Raw genomic sequence first — 22141 nt, forward strand, 5'->3', positions numbered from 1 at the left:
AAAAGATTGTCCTTGCCAGGCGGGCTCATGCCGACTAATATTTTAAGTGTCAAATATTTAAGCATGATCTAGATGCGCTCCCGCGCATCGCATGTGCCGCACGGCTATCCTGGAACTCAGAATCCCAGGGGCCGGCACGCAGGAGACGAAAAAATGCGAGTGCTCTGTATCGGCGGAGGCCCCTCGGGCCTGTACTTCGGCTTGCTGATGAAGCTGCGGGACCCTTCCAGCGAGGTCTACGTGGTGGAGCGCAACCGGCCCTATGACACCTTTGGCTGGGGCGTGGTGTTCTCCGATGCCACCATGGACAACCTCAAGCAGGCCGACCCGGTCAGCGCGGAGCAGATCAACGCGGCGTTCAACCACTGGGACGATATCGATATCCATATCGGCGGGCGCACCCTGCGCTCCGGCGGGCATGGCTTTATCGGCATCGGCCGCAAGCGCTTGCTCAACATCCTGCAGGCGCGTTGCGAGGCGCTCGGCGTGCACCTGGTGTTCGAGACCGACGTCACGGATGACCAGGCGCTGGCGCAGCAATACCAGGCCGACATCGTGATCGCCTCCGACGGTATCAACAGCCGCGTGCGCGGCCGCTACGCCGAGACCTTCCAGCCCGACATCGATACCCGCCTGTGCCGCTTTGTCTGGCTTGGCACGCGCAAGCTGTTCGACGCTTTTACCTTTGCCTTCGAAAAGACCGAGCATGGTTGGTTCCAGGCCCATGCCTACCGTTTCGACGACAACACCTCCACCTTTATCGTCGAGGCGCCCGAGCCGGTCTGGCGCGCCGCCGGCATCGAGCAGATGAGCCAGGAGGAGGGCGTGGCCTTTTGCGAGCGCCTGTTTGCCCGCTACCTGGACGGTAACGCCCTGATCAGCAACGCCACTCACCTGCGCGGCTCGGCCAACTGGATCCGCTTTCCGCGTGTGATCTGCGGCACCTGGGTGCACTGGAACACGCTGGCCGGCGGCCGCCGCGTGCCGGTGGTGCTGATGGGCGATGCCGCGCATACCGCGCATTTCTCGATCGGCTCCGGCACCAAGCTGGCGCTGGAAGATGCGATCGACCTCGCCAACAATATCCGCGATGCCGGGCCGGGCGGCGCCGACGTGCTGCCGCAGGCGCTGGAGCGCTACCAGGCCACCCGCAGCGTAGAAGTGCTCAAGATCCAGAATGCCGCGCGCAACTCCACCGAGTGGTTCGAAAATGTCGAGCGCTACGCGGGCTTGGCGCCGGAGCAGTTCGCCTATTCGCTGCTGACGCGCTCGCAGCGCATCTCGCACGAGAACCTGCGTGTGCGAGACCCCGGCTACGTCGAGGGTTTCGAGCGCTGGCTGGCGGGGCAGGCGGCTGCCAACGTCGCCAATGCCACCAGCACCGGACAGGCGGCCGAGGCCCGCGTCGTGCCGCCGATGTTCACGCCGTTGCGCGTGCGCAATGTCACCTTGAAGAACCGCGTGGTGGTGTCGCCGATGGCCATGTACTCCTGCGAGGACGGCGTGCCGGGCGACTTCCACCTGACGCACCTGGGCGCGCGCGCGCTCGGCGGCGCGGGCATGGTGGTGGCGGAAATGACCTGCACCTCGCCGGATGCGCGCATCACCCCGGGCTGCCCGGGTTTGTGGAACGATGAGCAGCGCGATGCCTGGCGCCGCATTGTCGATTTCGTGCATGCCAACAGCGACGCGCGTATCGCCATGCAGATCGGCCACGCCGGGCGCAAGGGCTCCACGCAACTCGGCTGGGAACAGATGGACTATCCGCTCGCCGAAGGCAACTGGCCGGTGCTGTCGGCTTCGCCGCTGCCGTATATGCCGGGCATCTCGCAAGTGCCGCGCGAGATGAGCCGCGCCGATATGGACGCCGTGCGCGACGATTTCGTGGCCAGCGCGCGGCGCGCTGCCCAAGCCGGGTTCGACTGGCTGGAACTGCACTGCGCCCACGGCTACCTGCTCTCCAGCTTCATCTCGCCGCTGACCAACCAGCGCAGCGACGAATACGGCGGCTCGCTGCAGGCGCGGCTGCGCTATCCGCTGGAAGTCTTCGCCGCCGTGCGTGCCGTATGGCCGCAGGAGCGCCCGATGTCCGTGCGGATCTCGGCCCACGACTGGGTCGAAGGCGGCATCACGCCCGACGACGCGATCGAGATTGCGCGCGCCTTCAAGGCCGCGGGCGCCGACATGATCGACTGCTCATCCGGGCAGGTGAGCCCGGACCAGGCGCCGGTGTACGGCCGCATGTACCAGACGCCGTTTGCTGATCGCATCCGCAATGAAGCGGGCATCGCCACGATCGCTGTTGGCGCGATCTTCGAGGCCGACCACGTCGACAGCATCATCGCCGCGGGCCGTGCGGACCTGTGCGCGATTGCCCGGCCGCACCTGGCCGATCCCGCGTGGACCATTCACGAGGCGGCGCGGCTGGGGCATCGCGACCTGGCCTGGCCCAAGCAATACCAGGCCGGCAAGCGCCAGCTCGAGACCAATCTGGAACGGGCAGCGCAACAAGCCAGACAAGCCCGCCAGCCGGAGGATCACTGAGCATGAACACGCTTCTTTCCCTGCAAGGCCGGCACGCGCTGGTCACGGGCGGCGGGCGCGGCATCGGTGCCGCCATTGCCCGCCGCCTGCTCTCGCACGGCGCTAGCGTCACGTTGCTGGGCCGCGACGCGGCTACGCTGGCGGCCACCGCCGATACGCTGGCCGAGGCGGTCGTGTCGCCCGCCATGCTTTGCACCGTGGCGGCGGATATCTCGCAGGCCGACAGCGTGGCAGCGGCCTTTGCCGACGCCGCCGGCAAGGCAGGGCCCATCGACCTGCTGATCAACAATGCCGGCCAGGCGCGCAGCGCGCCGTTCGGCAAGACCGATCTTGCGCTATGGCAATCCATGCTCGAGGTCAACCTCACCGGCACCTTTCTCTGCACGCAGGCCGCGCTGCCGCACATGCTCGCCAATGGCTGGGGCCGCATTATCAATGTGGCCAGCACGGCCGGGCTGGTTGGCTATGGTTATGTGAGCGCCTATTGCGCGGCCAAGCACGGCGTGATTGGCCTGACCCGCGCGCTGGCGCTGGAAACGGCGAGCAGTGGTGTCACCGTCAATGCGGTCTGCCCCGGCTATACGGAAACCGACATCGTGCGCGACGCGGTCGCCAACATCGTGCGCAAGACCGGCCGTACCGAGGCGCAGGCCCGCGCCGAACTGGCCAAGGGCAATCCGCAGGGGCGATTGGTGCAGCCCGACGAAGTCGCGGACGCCGTGGCATGGCTGTGCCAGCCATCGGCCAGCGCGATTACCGGTCAGTCGATCGCCGTGGCCGGCGGCGAGGTCATGGCGGGTTGATCGCCAACGCCTGCAAGCCAACCAGATTCAGAACGAACAAGCGAGAAACGAGATGAGCGAAATAGCACTGGACATGCGCCACCACAAGCGCAGCTTCGCCGGCTACCAGCCACGGCACTTCCTGTGGTCGGTCTCGGCCGACGGCAAGGTCGGCACCGTGACGCTGAACCGCCCCGAGCGCAAGAACCCGCTCACGTTTGATTCCTACGCCGAGCTGCGCGACCTATTCCGCGGCCTGTGCTACGCCACCGACATCAAGACGGTGGTCATCACCGGCGCCGGCGGCAACTTCTGCTCGGGCGGCGACGTGCACGAAATCATCGGCCCGCTCACGCGCATGACCATGCCGGAGCTGCTGGAATTCACGCGCATGACCGGCGACCTGATCAAGGCCATGCGGGCTTGCCCGCAGCCCATCGTCAGCGCCGTCGACGGCATCTGCGCCGGCGCCGGCGCGATGATGGCGCTGGCCTCGGATATGCGTCTGGGCACGGCGCAGGCCAAGACCGCTTTCCTGTTCGTGCGGGTTGGACTGGCCGGCGCCGATATGGGTGCCTGCTCGCTGCTGCCGCGCGTGATCGGGCAGGGCCGTGCGAGCGAGCTGCTCTACACCGGCCGCGCGATGGCTGCGCAAGAAGGGCTGCAGTGGGGCTTCTTCAACGCGCTGCACGCACCGGACGCTGTGCTCGCCGAGGCGCAGGCACTGGCCGCGCAGATTGCGGCTGGTCCGACGTTCGCCCACGGTGTGACCAAGAAGCTGCTGCACCAGGAATGGAACATGGGCCTGGACGAAGCCATCGAGGCCGAGGCCGAGGCGCAGGCCATCTGCATGCAGACCCGGGATTTCCGCCGCGCCTACGACGCGTTCGTGGCCAAGACGCGCCCGGTGTTCGAAGGCGATTGAAAGGAATAGCAAGCCATGTCCGACAAAGGTTATCTCTGCCTGCCGTTCTTCGACGACACGCACCGTGAACTAGAGCAACGGCTCGATGCATGGGCCACGGCCTCGCTCAAGGTCGACCACAGCGACACCGATGCCGCCTGCCGAGCGCTGGTGCGCCAGCTCGGCGCGGCCGGCTGGCTGCGCTACTGCGTGCCAGCCGCCTACGGCGGCGCGCTCGACACGCTCGACTCGCGCTCGCTGTGCCTGCTGCGCGAGACGCTGGCTCGCCATGATGGCCTGGCCGACTTTGCCTTCGCCATGCAAGGCCTGGGCAGCGGCGCGATCACGCTGGCCGGCAGCGGCGCCATGCGCGAACGCTACCTGCCGCGCGTGGCGCGCGGCGAGGCGATTGCCGCGTTCGCGTTGTCCGAACCCGATGCCGGTTCCGATGTCGCCGCCATGCAATGCCGTGCCGTGCCGGATGGCGATCACTACGTGCTCGATGGCGTCAAGACCTGGATCTCCAACGGCGGCATCGCCGACTTCTATTGCGTCTTTGCCCGCACCGGCGAAGCGCCGGGCGCGCGCGGCATCTCCGCGTTTGTCGTGGATGCCGACACGCCGGGCCTGACCATCGCCGAGCGCATCGACGTGATGGCGCCGCACCCGCTTGCCACGCTGCGCTTCGAGAACTGCCGGGTGCCCGTCACCGCAAGGCTTGGCGAGGCAGGGCAGGGCTTCAAGGTGGCCATGATGACGCTGGACATCTTCCGCGCCTCGGTGGCTGCCGCCTCGCTGGGCTTCGGCCGCGCCGCGCTCGACGAAGCACTGGCCCGTGCCACCGCGCGGCCGATGTTCGGCGGCGTGCTGGCGGACCTGCAACTGACGCAGGCCGCCATCGGCGACATGGCCACCGCCATCGACTCGGCAGCCTTGCTGACCTACCGCGCCGCGTGGCTGCGCGATGTGGCCGGCGTGCGCACCACGCGTGAAGCCGCCATGGCCAAGATGGTGGCCACCGAGAACGCGCAGCAGGTGATCGACCGCGCGGTGCAGATGTTCGGCGGTCTCGGCGTCAAGGTCGGCACGCGCGTGGAAAGCCTGTATCGCGAGATCCGTTCCTTGCGGATCTACGAGGGTGCCACCGAAGTGCAGAAGCTGATCATCGCGCGCGAAACGCTGGCGCAGCATCGCGCCTGACGTGGCCGGCGCGAGCGGATAACCGGATAACCCTTACCAGCATCACCAGAATGAAGGAAGCGGAGACAAACATGGCGAGCACAGCCCATCTCGATACCTATGCACTGGACCGCCTGCCGCCCCCGCAGCAGTGGCCGGCGTTCCTGTTCAACGCCGATACCCGGTATCCGGAGCGCATGAACTGCGCGCTCGAACTGGTCGAGCGCCACGTGCGCGAGGGGCGCGGCGAGCGTGTGGCAATCCGCTACGAGCAAGACGGCGCGCACCGTACCGTCAGCTATGCCGAACTGGCTGCGCTATCGAATCGCATTGCCCATGTGCTGACCGGCGACATGAAGCTGGTGCCGGGCAGTCGGGTGCTGCTGCGCGGCCCAAACAACCTGATGATGGCGGCATGCTGGCTGGCCGTGGTCAAGGCAGGCTTGATCGCTGTGCCGACCATGCCGCTGCTGCGCGCGAAGGAACTCAAGCAGGTGATCGACCGCGCGGCAGTCAGCGCCGCGCTGTGTGACGAACGCCTGCGCGAGGAACTGGAGGCCAACCTCAAGCCAGGCGGCGAGCACCATTGCCCGAGCCTGACCCAGGCGCTGTACTTCAACAGCAGCGGCGCCGGTTCGGTGGAGGCCGCGATGGCGAACAAGCCCGACGGCTTCGAAGCCTGCGATACCGCGGCCGATGATATCTGCCTGATTGCCTTCACCAGCGGCACGACGGGGCAGCCCAAGGGCACGGTGCATTTCCATCGCGACGTGATCGCGATGTGTGACCTGTTTCCGCGCCATGTCCTCAAGCCCGGCCCGGACGATATCTTCTGCGGCACGCCGCCGCTGGCCTTTACGTTTGGCCTTGGCGGCATCCTGTGCTTCCCGCTGCGGGTCGGGGCTTCCACCGTGCTGGCGGAACGGCTCACGCCCGAAAGCCTGCTGGCGCTGATTCAGTCCTGGCGCGCCACCATCGTGTTTACCGCGCCGACCTTCTACCGGCAGATGGCAGCGCTGGCGCCGGGCTACGATCTGTCCAGCCTGCAAAAGAGCGTGTCGGCAGGCGAGGCGCTGCCGGATGCCACGCGCCAAAGCTGGAAGGCGGCCACGGGCATCGAGATGACCGACGGCATCGGCGGCACCGAGATGATGCATATCTTCATTTCCAGCGCGGGCGCCGATGTGCGGCCTGGTGCTATCGGCAAGGTGGTGCCCGGCTATATCGCGCAGATCGTCGATGAGCAGATGCAACCCGTGCCGCATGGCACGGTCGGCAAGCTGGCGGTGCGCGGCCCCACCGGATGCCGCTACCTGGACGACCCGCGCCAGGCCAACTACGTAAAGGACGGCTGGAACCTGCCGGGCGATACCTTCAAGGCGGATGCCGACGGCTATTACTACTATCAGGCACGCTCCGATGACATGATCGTCTCGGCTGGCTACAACATCGCCGGGCCGGAAGTGGAGAGCGCACTGATGCGCCACGAGGCGGTGGCCGAGTGCGGCGTGGTCGGCATGCCCGACCCCGAGCGCGGCCAGATTGTTGCTGCGTATGTGGTGCTGCGCCCTGGCGTGGCGGCAAGCGACGAGACTTGCGCGGCACTGCAGTCCTATGTCAAGGCCGAGATCGCACCCTACAAGTATCCGCGCAAGGTGATTTTTGTCGATGCGCTGCCGCGCACCGAGACCGGCAAGCTGCAGCGTTTCCGCCTGCGGCAGATGGCCGAGCAGAGCGGGGCACCCGAGGGTGCGAGGCAGCCGTGAACGCGTGCTTCAGCAACAGCGCGCGGGTGCGCTTCAAGGATTGCGATGCCGCCGGCATCGTGTTCTTCCCGCGCTACTTCGAGATGCTCAATGACCTGGTCGAGGACTGGTTCCGCGACGCGCTCGGCTGGTCCTTCGCCGAAATGCATGGCGCAGGGCAGGCCGGCGTGCCGACGGCGGAATTGTCCACCCGCTTTGTCGCGCCCAGTCGCCTGGGCGAATTGTTGACACGGGAGCTGCGCGTGACACAACTAGGTCGCAGCAGCTTTTCGTTGCAGGTGCGCTTTGTCGGGCCGGCTGGGGATGTGCGGGTGGAGATCGCCCAGCGGCTGGTATGCGTGGACACCGGGCAGATGGCGTCGCGCGCGCTGCCGCCGGAAGTCCGCTCGGCCATGGAGCGCTTCCTCGCGCCCGATGCCCCGGCGTCCGCACCGATGCACCCGTGCGGGGCGTAGGGCGAAGCCGGCCAAACAGAAAACAGGATCCCGATCCTGGATCCCAATCACTTCTTACGTTACGGAAAACCGACCATGAAGATTCTCCAGCCACCAGACTGGGCCGCGCCGCGCGGCTACTCGAACGGCACCATGACCGAATTGCAGGTGGGCAGCCGCCTGCTCTTCGTCGGCGGCCAGATCGGCTGGAACGGCCAGTGCGAGTTCGAGACCGATGACTTCTCCGAGCAGGTCGGCCAGGCGCTGCGCAATATCGTGGCGGTGCTGGCGGCGGGCGGCGCGCGTCCGGAGCACATCGTGCGCATGACCTGGTATGTGAAGGACAAGGTGGAATATGTGGCGGCCTACCGCGCCATCGGCGAGCACTACCGCGCCACCATCGGGCGTCATTTTCCGGCCATGACGGCGGTCGAAGTGGCCGATCTGGTGGAGGCGCGCGCCAAGGTGGAGATCGAAGTGACGGCGGTGGTGCCGGCCGGCGAATGACAACGTCAGCCCGGCATGCCGCCGGGCTGACGGGCCCGCTGAGGAGGGCGGAGGCGTCCGCAAGTCCTTGATAACTTGAGAAAATGGGTGGCGCGGGGTATAATCCAAAAGTTTCGCTTTCAGAACCCCTCACCCTAGCGCCTACCGAATTCCACCTTCCGCCGCCCCCATTTCGCCCTGGCTCCGCCGCATTGTTTTGTGTGGCGTATCGAGCACCTGGCGAACGGCCCCGGCGACAAGCATCGCGCCCAGTCGACGAAATCGACAATCCGCGTGCTGCCTGTCGCCCCGCCGGACAAACGGGGCAAGAGGCGTTGAGCAGGTCGGTCACGGGGTGAATCCAGCAGGAGCCTACCCGTGTTACCGTCTTTTCCGTCCGCCATTCTCGCGCTTGCAGACGGCACGGTCTTTCGTGGCTATTCCATTGGCGCTTCCGGCCATACCATCGGCGAAGTGGTGTTCAACACCGCTCTGACCGGTTACCAGGAAATCCTCACCGACCCCAGCTATTCCCGGCAGATCGTCACATTGACGTATCCGCATATCGGCAATGTCGGGGTCAATACTGAGGATGTCGAAGCCACGAAAGTCCATGCCGCCGGCCTGATCATCAAGGATCTGCCGCTCCTGGCCTCCAATTTCCGCAAGGAACATTCCCTCGGCCATTACCTGAAGCAGGAAAAGGTGGTGGCGATTGCCGGCATCGACACCCGCAAGCTGACCCGTATCCTGCGCGAGAAGGGTGCGCAGAACGGCTGCATCCTCGCTGGCGAGGACAATGTGCAGAAAGCCATCGACCTGGCACGTTCCTTCCCCGGCCTGGCCGGCATGGACCTGGCCAAGGTGGTGTCGGTCAAGGAACCGTACGAGTGGAACCAGACCGAATGGGTGCTGGGCCAAGGTTATGGCAAGCTGGAGTCGCCGCGTTTCCACGTGGTGGCCTTTGACTACGGCGTGAAGTTCAACATCCTGCGCATGCTGGCCGCACGCGGCTGCAAGGTGACCGTGCTGCCGGCGCAAGCCAGCGCGGAAGATGCCCTGGCGCTCAACCCGGACGGCGTGTTCCTGTCGAACGGCCCAGGAGATCCCGAGCCCTGCGACTATGCGATCCGTGCCACCCGTGAGTTCATCGCCCGCGGCATCCCCACGTTCGGCATCTGCCTGGGCCACCAGATCATGGCCCTGGCCGCCGGCGCCAAGACGCTGAAGATGAAGTTCGGCCACCACGGCGCGAACCATCCGGTGAAGGACCTCGACGACGGCCGCGTGGTGATCACCTCGCAGAACCACGGTTTTGCGGTGGACGCCGATACCCTGCCTGCCAACGTGCGCGCCACCCACGTGTCGCTGTTCGACGGCTCGCTGCAGGGCTTCGCGCTGACCGACAAGCCGGCATTCTGCTTCCAGGGTCACCCGGAAGCCTCGCCGGGCCCGCACGACGTGGCTTACCTGTTCGACCGCTTTACCAAGATGATGGCCGACGCACGCCAGTAAGCACGTTCAAGCCAAGACGAGAAGTTACGTAGACAAGCAGACCGCAGGACGACCCGATGAACGCCTTCATGCATACCGCGCTGGGCATTACCGATTTCTGGACCTTTGTGCTTGGCACGATTTTCATCGTGCTGCTGCCGGGGCCGAACTCGATGTATGTGCTATCCGTCGCGGCGCAACGCGGCGTGCGCGAAGGCTACAAGGGTGCCTGCGGGGTGTTCCTGGGGGACGCCATCCTGATGGTGCTGTCGGCGGCGGGCGTGGCCTCGCTGCTCAAGGCCAGCCCCGCCTTGTTCTACGTGGTGAAGACCATCGGTGCCGCTTATCTGGGCTGGATCGGTTTCCAGATGCTGCGTGGTGCCGTGCGCGCATGGTTGCGCCGTGGCAGCGACGGCGGGACGGCGGCGCAGGCTCAAGCGCCTGTGGACCGCGCGGTCAGCCCGTTGCGCAAGGCGCTGGTGGTGAGCCTGCTCAACCCCAAGGCCATCCTGTTCTTCATCTCCTTCTTCATCCAGTTCGTCGATCCGCAGTTCGGCTACCCGGCGCTGTCGTTTGTCGCGCTGGGGCTGGTGTGCCAGTTGTGCAGCTTCGCCTACCTGACCACGATCATCTTCGTGGGCGCCAGGCTGGCCGAAGCATTTCGCCGCCGACGACGACTGTCGGCGGGCATGGCGAGCGGGGTAGGCGCCATGTTCATCGGCTTCGGCGCCAAGCTGGCGACGGCCACCCTGAACTGAATCGAATCCTGATATCCGGTGCGGCCCGCGCGATTGTGCGGGCCGGCCAATAATGAGAGCGTGCAATGCCAAAGCGCACAGACATAAAGAGCATCCTGATCATCGGCGCCGGCCCCATCATCATCGGGCAGGCGTGCGAGTTCGACTATTCCGGCGCCCAGGCCTGCAAGGCGCTGCGCGAGGAAGGTTTCAAGGTCGTGCTGGTGAATTCGAATCCGGCCACGATCATGACCGATCCCAATACGGCCGATGTGACCTACATTGAGCCGATTACCTGGGAAGTGGTCGAGCGCATCATTGCAAAAGAGCGTCCCGACGCCATCCTGCCGACCATGGGCGGCCAGACCGCGCTGAACTGCGCGCTGGATCTGCATCGCCATGGCGTGCTGGCAAAGTACAACGTCGAGCTGATCGGCGCGTCGCCGGAGGCCATCGACAAGGCCGAGGATCGCCAGAAGTTCAAGGAAGCGATGACCAAGATCGGCCTGGGCTCGGCCAAGTCCGGCATCGCTCACTCGATGGAAGAAGCGCTGGCCGTACAGACGCAGATCGCCAAGGAAACCGCCACCGGCGGCTACCCGATCGTGATCCGCCCGTCTTTCACGCTGGGCGGCTCCGGCGGCGGCATTGCCTACAACCGCGAAGAATTCGAGGAAATCTGCAAGCGCGGCCTGGATCTCTCGCCGACCCGCGAACTGCTGATCGAAGAGTCGCTGCTGGGCTGGAAAGAGTATGAGATGGAAGTTGTCCGCGACAAAAAGGACAACTGCATCATCATCTGCTCGATCGAGAACCTGGACCCGATGGGCATCCACACCGGCGACTCCATCACGGTGGCGCCCGCCCAGACCCTGACTGACAAGGAATACCAGATCCTGCGCAACGCCTCGCTGGCGGTGCTGCGCGAGATCGGCGTGGATACCGGCGGCTCCAACGTGCAGTTCTCGATCAACCCGGCCGACGGCCGCATGATCGTGATTGAAATGAACCCGCGCGTGTCGCGCTCGTCGGCGCTGGCCTCCAAGGCCACCGGTTTCCCGATCGCCAAGGTCGCCGCCAAGCTTGCGGTGGGCTACACGCTGGACGAGCTGAAGAACGAGATCACCGGCGGTGCGACCCCGGCCTCGTTCGAGCCGTCGATCGACTACGTGGTCACCAAGGTGCCGCGTTTCGCCTTCGAGAAATTCCCGCAGGCCGACAGCCACCTGACCACCCAGATGAAGTCCGTGGGTGAGGTGATGGCCATGGGCCGTACCTTCCAGGAATCGTTCCAGAAGGCCCTGCGCGGCCTGGAAGTGGGCGTGGATGGCCTGGATGACAAGTCCACCGACCGCGACGAGATCGTCGAGGAAATCGGCGAGGCCGGCCCGGACCGCATCTGGTACGTGGGCGACGCCTTCCGCATCGGCATGTCGCTGGAAGAAGTGCACGCCGAGACCGCCATCGATCCGTGGTTCCTCGCCCAGATCGAAGATATCGTCAAGACCGAGACCCTGGTCAAGGCACGCAAGCTGGACAGCCTGTCGGCCGCCGAGCTGCGTCACCTGAAGCAGAAGGGTTTCTCGGACCGCCGCCTGGCCAAGCTGATGGGCGCCGAGCCCGCAGCCGTGCGCGTGGCGCGCCATGCCGCCGGCGTGCGCCCGGTGTACAAGCGCGTGGACACCTGCGCTGCCGAGTTCGCCACCAATACCGCCTACATGTACGGCACGTATGAAGCCGAGCACGGCGAGTGCGAAGCCGACCCCACTGCCAATCGCAAGATCATGGTGCTGGGCGGCGGTCCGAACCGGATCGGCCAGGGCATCGAGTTCGACTACTGCTGCGTGCACGCCGCGCTGGCGCTGCGCGAAGACGGGTACGAGACCATCATGGTCAACTGCAACCCGGAAACCGTGTCGACCGACTACGACACCTCGGACCGCCTCTACTTCGAGCCGCTGACGCTCGAAGACGTGCTGGAAATCGTCGACCGCGAAAAACCCGTCGGGGTGATCGTGCAGTACGGCGGCCAGACCCCGCTGAAGCTGGCGCTGGACCTGGAAGCCAATGGCGTGCCCATCATCGGCACCAGCCCCGACATGATCGATGCCGCCGAAGACCGCGAGCGTTTCCAGAAGCTGCTGCATGAACTGGGCCTGCGCCAGCCGCCCAACCGCACCGCCCGTGCCGAGGACGAAGCACTGCGCCTGGCCACCGAGATCGGCTATCCGCTGGTGGTGCGCCCGTCGTACGTGCTGGGTGGCCGCGCGATGGAAATCGTGCATGAGCCGCGCGACCTCGAGCGCTACATGCGCGAGGCCGTCAAGGTCTCGCACGACTCCCCGGTGCTGCTGGACCGCTTCCTGAACGACGCCATCGAGTGCGACGTCGATGCCCTGTGCGACGGCCAACGCGTGTTTATCGGCGGCGTGATGGAGCATATCGAGCAAGCCGGCGTGCACTCGGGCGACTCCGCCTGCTCGCTGCCCCCGTACTCGCTGGCGCAAGCCACCGTGGACGAGCTCAAGCGCCAGACCGCGGCGATGGCAAAAGCCCTCAATGTGATCGGCCTGATGAACGTGCAGTTCGCCATCCAGCAAGTCAATGGCGAGGATATCGTCTACGTGCTGGAAGTGAACCCGCGCGCCTCGCGTACCGTGCCTTATGTGTCCAAGGCCACCGGCCTGTCGCTGGCCAAGATCGCCGCGCGCTGCATGGCGGGCCAGACGCTCGACTCGCAAGGCGTGTTCGATGAAGTGGTGCCCCCGTACTTCAGCGTCAAGGAAGCGGTGTTCCCCTTCAACAAGTTCCCTGGTGTCGACCCGGTGCTCGGACCAGAGATGCGCTCCACCGGCGAGGTGATGGGCGTGGGCAAGACCTTCGGCGAGGCCCTCTTCAAGAGCCAGCTCGCCGCGGGCTCGCGCCTGCCGGAGAAGGGCACCGTGTTGCTGACCGTCAAGGACAGCGACAAGCCGCACGCGGTTGGCGTGGCGCGCATGCTGCACGACATGGGCTACCCGATTGTCGCCACCCGCGGCACCGCATCGGCCATCGAAGCCGCCGGCATCCCGGTGCGCGTGGTCAACAAGGTGAAGGACGGCCGTCCGCACATCGTCGACATGCTCAAGAACGGCGAGCTGGCGCTGGTGTTCACCACCGTGGACGAAACCCGTACTGCCATCGCCGACTCGCGCTCGATCCGTATCTCGGCGCTGGCCAGCCGGGTGCCTTACTACACCACCATCGCCGGCGCGCGCGCCGCGGTGGAGGGCCTCAAGCACATGCAGAGCCTGGAGGTCTATGACCTGCAAAGCCTGCACGCCTCGCTGGCCTGAAGCGCGAAGACCGAAAGACGGTAGAGTAGACGGCTGAAGGCCTCCGGGCCGCCCCCAGTTGCTGGGGGCGGCCGTCTTGGCCTAAACTAACAGCAATTTCGTCGATCTAACCGTCGATACAACCTGACAACCTCAAAGCCGCGGTTGAGCGGAAGTGCCCCGGGCAGTGATGCCGGCGCATGGTTCCTGCTCCGCTGCGGCTCATTTTTTTGCTGAACGAAGACATGAGCATTCCGATTACCAAGCGCGGTGCCGAGCTGCTGAAAGAGGAACTGCAGCGCCTGAAGGCCGTCGAACGTCCCGCCGTGATCAACGCCATTTCCGAAGCACGTGCGCAAGGCGACCTCTCCGAGAACGCCGAGTACGACGCCGCCAAGGAAAAGCAGGCCTTTATCGAAGGCCGGATCATCGAGGTGGAGTCCAAGCTGTCGGCGGCGCAGGTCATCGACCCGACCCAGCTCGATACCGACGGCCGCATCGTGTTTGGCGCTACCGTTGACCTCGAAGACCTGGAATCGGGCAAGCCCGTGAGCTACCAGATCGTCGGCGACGACGAGGCTGACCTAGACAGCGGCAAGATTTCCGTCAGCTCGCCGATCGCGCGTGCGCTGATCGGCAAGTTCGAGGGCGATGTGGCGATCGTACTGGCCCCTGGCGGCGAGCGCGAATACGAAGTCATCACGGTTCGCTACGTCTGAACGAGGCTGCGTGTTCTCTTCCTCCTATTCGAGCCTGCCGCCGCTGCCGCATCGGATCTTCCTCCTGCTGACCGTGGTCTGGGCCGGCAGTCTGTGGACAGTGGGCTACATGGTGGCGCCGACGTTGTTTTCCGTGCTGCCCAGCCGCGAGACGGCGGGCTTGATCGCCGGGCAGCTGTTCCGGACCGAAGCCATCCTCGGCGTGGTGGTCGGTGTGCTGCAACTGGCGCTGTGCAACCTGATGATCCGCCGTGGCGCGGGACGCTATCGTGGCCTGCGCTGGCTTGTGCTGGGCATGCTGCTGTGCGTGCTGGCGGGGTATTTCGGTATCCAGCCCTTCATGGAAAACCTGAAGGAGAAGGCGACGGCGCTTGGCATGGGCGTGTCCGAGTCGCCCTACAAAGGGCAATTCGGCATGCTGCATGGCGTGTCCAGCGTGTTCTACCTGGTGCACAGCTTGCTGGCGCTGGTCACGGTGTGGCGCGCAGCGGCGCCGCGCTCGGCTGGCGAGTGAGGCGCAAGGGGCGAGCGCGGGTGGCCGTCCCTTATGCCATGCCGGCGGCCCGGGCGGGCGCGCTGGCATGGCTTCGACATTAGTCGAGCGCTTTCTTCTTCTGGCTGGTCGGGCGGACGCGCGCGCGCTTGACGTTGCCGCCGGCGGTGACGCGTTCATTGCCCAGCACCGTCACTTGCGAGCGCTTGGGGCGCCGATTGGGCGCGGCGCTAGGCTTCTTGACCGTGACAGTGCGCGGGGCGGCGCCGCCTCGCGGGGCCAGGCGGCCCAGTTCCTGCGGACGATTTTCCTTCAGGACGGCCGGGCCCGGGCGCCATACCACCAGCAGCTTGCCGATATGCTGGATCGGAGCGGCGTCCAGATCTTCGCAGATGGTTTCGTACATGGCGATGCGGCTTTCGCGGTCGTCGCCGAATACGCGGATCTTGATCAGGTCGTGAGACGCCAGGCTACGGTCGATTTCGGCCAGGACGGGGCGCGTCAGGCCTTCGCCGCCGATCATCACGACCGGATTGAGGCCATGGGCACGGGAGCGGAGTTCTGAACGCTGGGCGGGAATAAGTTGAAGAGCGGGCATAAGTAAAGCGCAGGCGAGGGCGCAAATGGGCGCGCAAGTGGTGCGCAAACCAAGGCACCGAAGTGCCGAAAAAGCGAATCGGCGCGTATTATCCGTCAAACTGGCGCGGTCAGGCTGCAAAAACAGCAAAACGAGTGAAAAACGCACGGGCGGCCGCGGGCCGGCGGCGTTTTTCTCCATACAGATGTATCCGGAATGGCCAAGAACAAATTCAATCAGGCGTGGTTGCACGACCATATCAACGATCCCTACGTCAAATTGGCGCAGCGAGAGGGCTACCGCGCCCGCGCAGCGTATAAGCTGAAGGAGATCGACGAGCAGGACAAGCTGATCCGCCCCGGACAGGTCATTGTCGACCTCGGCGCGGCCCCCGGCAGCTGGAGCCAGTACGCCCGCAACAAGCTGGCGGCGTCTTCGCGCGCCAAGGACGGCGGCATTGATGGCGCGGTGATTGCCATCGACCTGTTGCCGATGGAGGCTGTCGCCGACGTCACATTTATCCAGGGTGACTTCCGCGAGGAGGACGTTTTCCGCCAACTGGAGGAAATCGTGCTGCAAGCGTCCGGCGGGGCAAAGATTGATCTTGTTTTGTCGGACATGGCCCCCAATTTGTCCGGTGTAGCCTTTGCCGATGCGGCCCGTATCGATTACTTATGTGACCTGGCGCTGGAATTTGCCCAGGCCCATCTGAAGCCGGAGGGCTCATTGCTGGTAAAGTGTTTCCATGGCAGTGGCTACAGCCAGATCGTGGAGAAGTTCAAGCGCCAGTTCAAGGTGGTCGCCAAACGCAAGCCCAAGGCGTCACGCGATAAGTCTTCCGAGACCTTCATTCTTGGGCGTTTCCTCAAGTCGGCGGGGTGAAGCGGTGCCTATCGCTTCGATGAATTTGCTTTTTACCCCGACGCCGGGCACTGCATTACAATGCAGCTATCCCGTTGGCAAGGCGTTCGTAAAGGAGTTTGGCCTTGAATAACAACCTGTTTCAAAAGGCGGCAATCTGGCTCGTGATCGCGCTGGTGTTGTTTACCGTCTTCAAGCAGTTCGACAAGCCCCGCACGCAGGAAGGCGTCACCTATTCGCAGTTCATGGATGATGCCAAGGCCGGCAAGGTGGGCCGGGTTGACGTGCAAGGCCGCAATCTGGTGGTGACGCCTAAGGAAGGGCAGAAGTACACCATCATCTCGCCGGGCGACATCTGGATGGTTGGCGACCTGATGAAGTTCGGCGTCCAGGTTACCGGCAAGGCAGACGACGAGCCCAACCTGCTGGTGCAGGCCCTGTATTACCTCGGGCCCACCCTGCTGATCATTGTGTTCTGGTTCTACATGATGCGGCAGATGCAAGGCGGCGGGAAAGGCGGTGCCTTCTCCTTCGGCAAGTCGCGCGCGCGCCTGATCGATGAAAACCAGAATGCGGTCACTTTCCAGGATGTCGCCGGTTGCGACGAATCCAAGGAAGAAGTGATCGAACTGGTGGACTTCCTCAAGGATCCGCAGAAATTCCAGAAGCTGGGCGGCCGTATCCCGCGCGGCGTGCTGCTGGTCGGCCCTCCGGGCACCGGCAAGACGCTGCTGGCGCGTGCCATCGCCGGCGAAGCCAAGGTGCCGTTCTTCAGCATCTCCGGCTCGGACTTCGTTGAAATGTTCGTCGGCGTGGGCGCGGCCCGTGTCCGCGACATGTTCGAGAATGCCAAGAAGCAGGCGCCCTGCATCGTCTTCATCGACGAAATCGATGCGGTCGGCCGTCACCGCGGCGCAGGCATGGGCGGCGGCAACGACGAGCGCGAGCAAACCCTCAACCAGATGCTGGTCGAGATGGACGGTTTCGAGGCCAACTCGGGCGTGATCGTGATCGCCGCGACCAACCGTTCGGACGTCCTGGACAAGGCGCTGTTGCGCCCGGGCCGTTTCGACCGCCAGGTGTATGTCGGCCTGCCCGACATCCGCGGCCGCGAGCAGATCCTCAAGGTCCACATGCGCAAGGTGCCGATCGGCAATGATGTCGACGCCTCGGTGATTGCACGTGGTACCCCGGGCTTCTCCGGCGCCGACCTGGCCAACCTGGTCAACGAAGCCGCACTGTTCGCCGCCCGTCGCAGCAAGCGCGTGGTCGACATGCAGGACTTCGAGGACGCAAAGGACAAGATCTACATGGGCCCGGAGCGCAAGTCCACGGTCATGCGCGAGGAAGAACGCCGCGCAACCGCGTACCACGAGTCTGGCCATGCGGTGGTGGCCAAGCTGCTGCCCAAGGCGGATCCGGTGCACAAGGTCACCATCATGCCGCGCGGCTGGGCACTGGGCGTGACCTGGCAGCTGCCGGAGCACGACAAGTACTCGAAGTACAAGGACAACATGCTCGACGAGATCGCCATCCTGTTTGGCGGCCGCGCGGCGGAAGAGGTCTTCCTCAACGCCATGAGCACCGGTGCTTCCAATGACTTCGAGCGCGCCACCAAGACGGCTCGCGACATGGTCACCCGCTTCGGCATGAGCGACACCCTGGGAACCATGGTGTACGTGGATACCGAGCAAGATGGCATGTTCGGCAAGATGTCGTCCAAGACGGTGTCGGAAGCTACCCAGGTCAAGGTCGATGCGGAAATCCGCCGCATCGTCGACGAGCAATATGGCCTGGCCAAGCGCCTGCTCGAGGAAAACCGCGACAAGGTCGAAGCCATGACTGCGGCCCTCATGGAATGGGAAACCATCGATGCGGACCAGGTCAACGACATCATGGCGGGCAAGCCGCCGCGGCCGCCGCGTGGCGCGTCCAGCCAGAACGGTGGTGGCAACACGCCGTCGGGTGGCTCGCCGGTGGCTCCGACCAACGCTCCGGCCACGGCCTGAGCGGGATGGCCGGCACGATAGTGCCGCCGGCGTTCCGGTAATCCGGAACGCGCTGGCGCGGTTGTCGTGGTTGTAGCGGTCGTTCACCAAGCCTGAAGCCGGCGCCTTGTGCGCCGGCTTTTTCTTTGTCGGCGCGTACGTCGCGCCGTGTTTTTCCACTTTCCTGGCTCTCGTCCTTTCGTATCTTGTCGTCGATCTCAACCGATTTGAGTTTCCAGTGCGGCCGCTACCGCTTCGCGCGCGACCGCCGTCCGCTGGTGATGGGCATCCTGAACGTCACCCCCGATTCCTTTTCCGATGGCGGCCAGCATGCTGGCCGCGATGCCGCCTTGCGCCATGCCGAGCGCATGATTGCCGAAGGCGTGGACATCATCGATATCGGTGGCGAGTCGAGCCGGCCAGGGTCGGCGGCATTGCCGCTGGACCAGGAGCTGGAGCGCGTGCTGCCGATGGTCGAGGCGCTGCGCGACTGCGGCCGGCCGCTGTCCATCGATACCTACAAGCCGGAAGTCATGCGCGCGGCGCTGGCGGCCGGGGCGGACTTGATCAATGACATCTGGGGCTTTCGCATGCCTGGCGCCGTCGAGGCGGTGAGTGAGGCACAGGCGGGGCAGGCCGGACTATGCGTGATGCATATGCAGCGCGATCCGCAGACCATGCAGGAGCAACCCCAGTACGAGGATGTGGTGCAAGAGGTCGCTGGTTTCCTGCGCGAGCGCGTGGACGCGCTGCGCGCCGCCGGCGTGGCTGAAAGCCGCATCACGCTCGATCCAGGCTTTGGCTTTGGCAAGGCGCCGGATCATAATCTGCGGCTGCTGGGCCAGTTGCCGCAACTGGCGGTTGATGGCCTGCCCTTGCTGGTTGGCCTGTCGCGCAAGTCGACGCTCGGCGCGATCCTGGGCGGGCGGCCACCGCAGCAGCGGATCGCCGCCAGCCTGGCAGCGGCGGTATGCGCTGCGGAACGGGGTGCGTATATCGTGCGTGTGCACGATGTGGAACAAACTGTGGATGCCCTCAAGATCTGGTGGGCCATCCGTCATGAAACCATCGCCAATTAACATTTGTTTTGATTGCGGGCGTCGAGCATTGCACGCTTAGCCTTTAGCATTCGGCATCCGCAATACCGAACAACGGGAGAATGATCATATGACACGCAAGTATTTCGGCACGGATGGGATTCGTGGCAGGGTTGGCGAGGCGCCGATCACGCCCGACTTCGTGATGCGCCTGGGCTATGCGGCGGGCATGGTGCTTGCCCATGGGGCGAAGCAGCATGATCAGGCGCGTCCGACCGTACTGATCGGCAAGGACACGCGCATTTCCGGCTATATGCTGGAGGCCGCGCTGGAGGCCGGCTTTACCTCGGCAGGCGTCAACGTGCTGCTGACCGGGCCGCTGCCGACACCGGGCGTGGCCTATCTCACGCGTGCGCTGCGCTTGTCGGCAGGCGTGGTGATCTCCGCCAGCCACAACCCGTACTACGACAACGGCATCAAGTTCTTCTCCGCCGATGGCGACAAGTTGCCGGATGCCGTGGAAATGGCGATCGAGCAAGCGCTGGAAGAGCCGATGGTCTGCGTGCGTTCGGACGATCTCGGCCGCGCGCGCCGCATTGAGGATGCCGCTGGCCGCTACATTGAATTCTGCAAGAGCACGTTTCCCTACGAGCAGGACCTGCACAAGCTCAAGCTGGTGGTGGACTGCGCACATGGTGCCGCTTACCACATCGCTCCTCACGTCTTCCACGAGCTTGGCGCCGACGTGATCTCGATCGGCAACCAGCCGGATGGCCGCAACATCAACGCCGGCTACGGCGCGACGGCCCCGGAAAAACTGATCGAAGCGGTCAAGGCCAATGGCGCCGATCTTGGCCTGGCCTTCGACGGCGATGCGGACCGCCTGCAGGTGGTGGACCGCGACGGCCGCCTGTTCAACGGGGATGAACTGCTGTACCTGATCGTCCAGGACCGCCTGCAGGCGGGCCAGGCGGTGGAGGGCGCGGTGGGCACGCTGATGACCAATATGGCGGTGGAGCTCGCGTTCCAGCGCCAGGGCGTGGAGTTCGTGCGCGCCAAGGTGGGCGATCGCTATGTGCTGGAAGAGCTGAACAAGCGCAAGTGGACGCTGGGCGGCGAGGGCTCGGGCCATCTGCTCTGCCTGGACCGCCACACTACCGGCGACGGCATCGTCTCCGCGCTGCAGGTGCTGGCCGCGTTGCGCCGTAGTGGCAAGACCCTGTCGCAATTGCTGGAAGGCGTTTCGCTGTTCCCGCAGACGCTGATCAATGTGCGCGTGGAAAAGGGCTTTGATTGGCAGTCCCACGCGGGCCTGAGCGCGGCGCGCGCCGTGATCGAGCCGCAGCTCGCGGGCCGGGGCCGGGTGTTGATCCGAGCATCGGGGACCGAGCCGGTGGTGCGCGTGATGGTCGAAGCCGAGAAGGTCGAGACCGCGGAGCAGGCAGCGCAGACGCTGGCGGACGCCTTGCGGGCCTGAAACCGGGTCATCGCCGCTAGTTGTTGCCAAAACGCCGGGCTTTTCGCCCGGCGTTATTTCTTGTAGAAAAGCAATTAACCGCATATTTTCGGGCTCGCCTGCCGCCGGATGCGGGTCGGGGAGGGCATTGCCGACGGGTGAATCGATGTGATGCGAGAGGCCGCTTTCGCTGACTTTGAAGAAGATCTCGTGATGTCATTGAATTGTCATAGTCGGAGCTTAAAGTTCGACTTGTCAAAAAATTGTCATTCCCCAACCATGTCTCTGGAGGACATATGAAGCTGGTCAAGACTGCCGTAGCAGGCATTGTGTCGTTGGTGGTGGCGGGCACTGCGTTCGCGGCGGAAATTACCGGTGCTGGCGCTTCTTTCCCGGCGCCCGTGTATTCCAAGTGGGCCGATGCATACCAGAAAGCAACGGGTAACAAGGTCAACTATCAATCCATCGGCTCGTCTGGCGGCATCAAGCAGATCGGCGCCAAGACTGTCGACTTCGGTGCTTCCGACGCGCCCCTGAAGGACGAAGAACTGGCCAAGCAAGGCTTGGTGCAGTTTCCCACGGTGATCGGCGGCGTGGTGCCGGTGATCAACCTGCAAGGCATCAAGCCGGGCGAACTGACCATCACCGGCGACGTGCTGGCGAACATCTACCTGGGCAAGATCAAGAAGTGGGACGATCCCGCCATCAAGGCACTGAACCCGCACGCCAAGCTGCCGAACCAGGACATCCTGCCGGTGCGCCGCGCCGATGGTTCGGGCACCACCTTCATCTTCACCAACTATCTGTCCAAGGTCAGCACGGACTGGAAGAGCTCGGTGGGCGAGGGCACCACGGTCAACTGGCCGGGCGGTGGCACCGGTGGCAAGGGTAACGAAGGCGTGGCCGCTTTCGTGCAACGCCTGAACGGCGCCATCGGCTACGTCGAGTACGCCTACGCCAAGCAGAACAAGATGACCCACCTGAACATGAAGAACGCTGCCGGTGCAGTGGTTCAGCCCGGTGACGACGGCTTCAAGGCGGCAGCAGCCGGCGCCGACTGGAGCAAGACCTATTACCAGATCCTGACCAACGAACCGGGCAAGACGGCATGGCCGATCGCCGGCGCGACCTTCATCCTGGTACACAAGCACCAGGAAAAGGCAGCGCAGGGCGCCGAAGTGCTGAAGTTCTTCGACTGGGCCTACAAGAGCGGCGGCAACATGGCCAGCGACCTTGACTATGTACCGCTGCCGGACGCCGTGGTGAACCAGATCCGCGCGACCTGGAAGAGCTCGGTCAAGGACGGCTCGGGCAAGGCGTTGTACAACTGATCGGCGGGCTGCCACGGCAGCCGCGCCGTGCCGGTCCGG

The 22141-nt window shown here is 64.8% G+C and carries 18 protein-coding genes; 17 read left to right on the forward strand and 1 reads right to left on the reverse strand.

Going from position 1 to position 22141, the window contains the following annotated elements:
* Positions 1 to 153 precede the first annotated feature (153 nt).
* The 12 genes from AC1RWI_RS04770 (at position 154) to AC1RWI_RS04825 (ending at position 14873) form a co-directional block, all read left to right on the forward strand.
* Positions 154 to 2544 (forward strand): bifunctional salicylyl-CoA 5-hydroxylase/oxidoreductase, encoded by a 2391-nt coding sequence (locus tag AC1RWI_RS04770; RefSeq protein ID WP_043347637.1) that lies wholly within the window; start codon positions 154 to 156, stop codon positions 2542 to 2544.
* Between the two features lie 2 nt (positions 2545 to 2546).
* Positions 2547 to 3347 carry an SDR family NAD(P)-dependent oxidoreductase gene (locus AC1RWI_RS04775; RefSeq protein WP_043347633.1) on the forward strand — a complete coding sequence of 267 codons (801 nt, stop codon included), beginning with the start codon at positions 2547 to 2549 and terminating at the stop codon, positions 3345 to 3347.
* 52 nt (positions 3348 to 3399) lie between these two features.
* On the forward strand, positions 3400 to 4251 hold the full coding sequence (locus AC1RWI_RS04780) for an enoyl-CoA hydratase family protein (RefSeq protein WP_043347630.1): 852 nt from the start codon (positions 3400 to 3402) through the stop codon (positions 4249 to 4251).
* A 15-nt stretch (positions 4252 to 4266) separates the two neighbouring features.
* Positions 4267 to 5430, forward strand: coding sequence for an acyl-CoA dehydrogenase family protein (locus AC1RWI_RS04785; RefSeq protein WP_043347626.1), 1164 nt, complete (start codon positions 4267 to 4269; stop codon positions 5428 to 5430).
* 71 nt (positions 5431 to 5501) lie between these two features.
* Positions 5502 to 7175, forward strand: a complete 1674-nt coding sequence (locus AC1RWI_RS04790; protein WP_043352074.1) for an AMP-binding protein — start codon at positions 5502 to 5504, stop codon at positions 7173 to 7175.
* Entirely contained in the window at positions 7172 to 7630 is a 459-nt protein-coding gene (locus tag AC1RWI_RS04795) for an acyl-CoA thioesterase (RefSeq protein ID WP_043347623.1), read from the forward strand. Before AC1RWI_RS04790 ends, AC1RWI_RS04795 begins: the two co-directional genes overlap by 4 nt.
* Positions 7631 to 7705: 75 nt before the next feature.
* Positions 7706 to 8116, forward strand: a complete 411-nt coding sequence (locus tag AC1RWI_RS04800) for a RidA family protein (protein WP_416049106.1) — start codon at positions 7706 to 7708, stop codon at positions 8114 to 8116.
* Between the two features lie 357 nt (positions 8117 to 8473).
* Entirely contained in the window at positions 8474 to 9610 is a 1137-nt protein-coding gene (gene carA / locus AC1RWI_RS04805) for a glutamine-hydrolyzing carbamoyl-phosphate synthase small subunit (protein ID WP_043347616.1), read from the forward strand.
* Positions 9611 to 9666: 56 nt separating this feature from the next.
* Positions 9667 to 10347 carry a leucine efflux protein LeuE gene (leuE, locus tag AC1RWI_RS04810; protein ID WP_043347615.1) on the forward strand — a complete coding sequence of 227 codons (681 nt, stop codon included), beginning with the start codon at positions 9667 to 9669 and terminating at the stop codon, positions 10345 to 10347.
* A 65-nt stretch (positions 10348 to 10412) separates the two neighbouring features.
* Positions 10413 to 13661 (forward strand): carbamoyl-phosphate synthase large subunit, encoded by a 3249-nt coding sequence (gene carB, locus AC1RWI_RS04815; RefSeq protein ID WP_043347612.1) that lies wholly within the window; start codon positions 10413 to 10415, stop codon positions 13659 to 13661.
* Between the two features lie 224 nt (positions 13662 to 13885).
* Positions 13886 to 14359 carry a transcription elongation factor GreA gene (greA, locus tag AC1RWI_RS04820; RefSeq protein ID WP_043352072.1) on the forward strand — a complete coding sequence of 158 codons (474 nt, stop codon included), beginning with the start codon at positions 13886 to 13888 and terminating at the stop codon, positions 14357 to 14359.
* A 10-nt stretch (positions 14360 to 14369) separates the two neighbouring features.
* A complete protein-coding gene (locus tag AC1RWI_RS04825) occupies positions 14370 to 14873 on the forward strand; it encodes a DUF4149 domain-containing protein (protein WP_043347610.1) in 504 nt (167 codons plus the stop codon).
* A gap of 79 nt (positions 14874 to 14952) precedes the next feature.
* On the opposite strand, the gene AC1RWI_RS04830 is transcribed toward AC1RWI_RS04825, so the two are convergent.
* A complete protein-coding gene (locus AC1RWI_RS04830; protein WP_043347609.1) occupies positions 14953 to 15450 on the reverse strand; it encodes a YhbY family RNA-binding protein in 498 nt (165 codons plus the stop codon).
* 195 nt (positions 15451 to 15645) lie between these two features.
* Between AC1RWI_RS04830 and AC1RWI_RS04835 the strand changes: the two genes are divergently transcribed.
* The 5 genes from AC1RWI_RS04835 to pstS all read left to right on the forward strand — a co-directional run bounded on the left by AC1RWI_RS04835 (position 15646) and on the right by pstS (position 22102).
* Positions 15646 to 16311, forward strand: a complete 666-nt coding sequence (locus tag AC1RWI_RS04835; RefSeq protein WP_043347605.1) for an RlmE family RNA methyltransferase — start codon at positions 15646 to 15648, stop codon at positions 16309 to 16311.
* Positions 16312 to 16415: 104 nt separating this feature from the next.
* A complete protein-coding gene (gene ftsH, locus AC1RWI_RS04840; protein WP_043347603.1) occupies positions 16416 to 18299 on the forward strand; it encodes an ATP-dependent zinc metalloprotease FtsH in 1884 nt (627 codons plus the stop codon).
* Between the two features lie 194 nt (positions 18300 to 18493).
* Entirely contained in the window at positions 18494 to 19357 is an 864-nt protein-coding gene (folP, locus tag AC1RWI_RS04845) for a dihydropteroate synthase (RefSeq protein WP_043352070.1), read from the forward strand.
* An 88-nt stretch (positions 19358 to 19445) separates the two neighbouring features.
* On the forward strand, positions 19446 to 20792 hold the full coding sequence (gene glmM, locus AC1RWI_RS04850) for a phosphoglucosamine mutase (RefSeq protein ID WP_043347599.1): 1347 nt from the start codon (positions 19446 to 19448) through the stop codon (positions 20790 to 20792).
* A gap of 275 nt (positions 20793 to 21067) precedes the next feature.
* Positions 21068 to 22102, forward strand: a complete 1035-nt coding sequence (pstS, locus tag AC1RWI_RS04855; protein WP_043347597.1) for a phosphate ABC transporter substrate-binding protein PstS — start codon at positions 21068 to 21070, stop codon at positions 22100 to 22102.
* Positions 22103 to 22141: the final 39 nt, after the last annotated feature.

The organism is Cupriavidus sp. MPR-AND1C, from assembly GCF_058809705.1.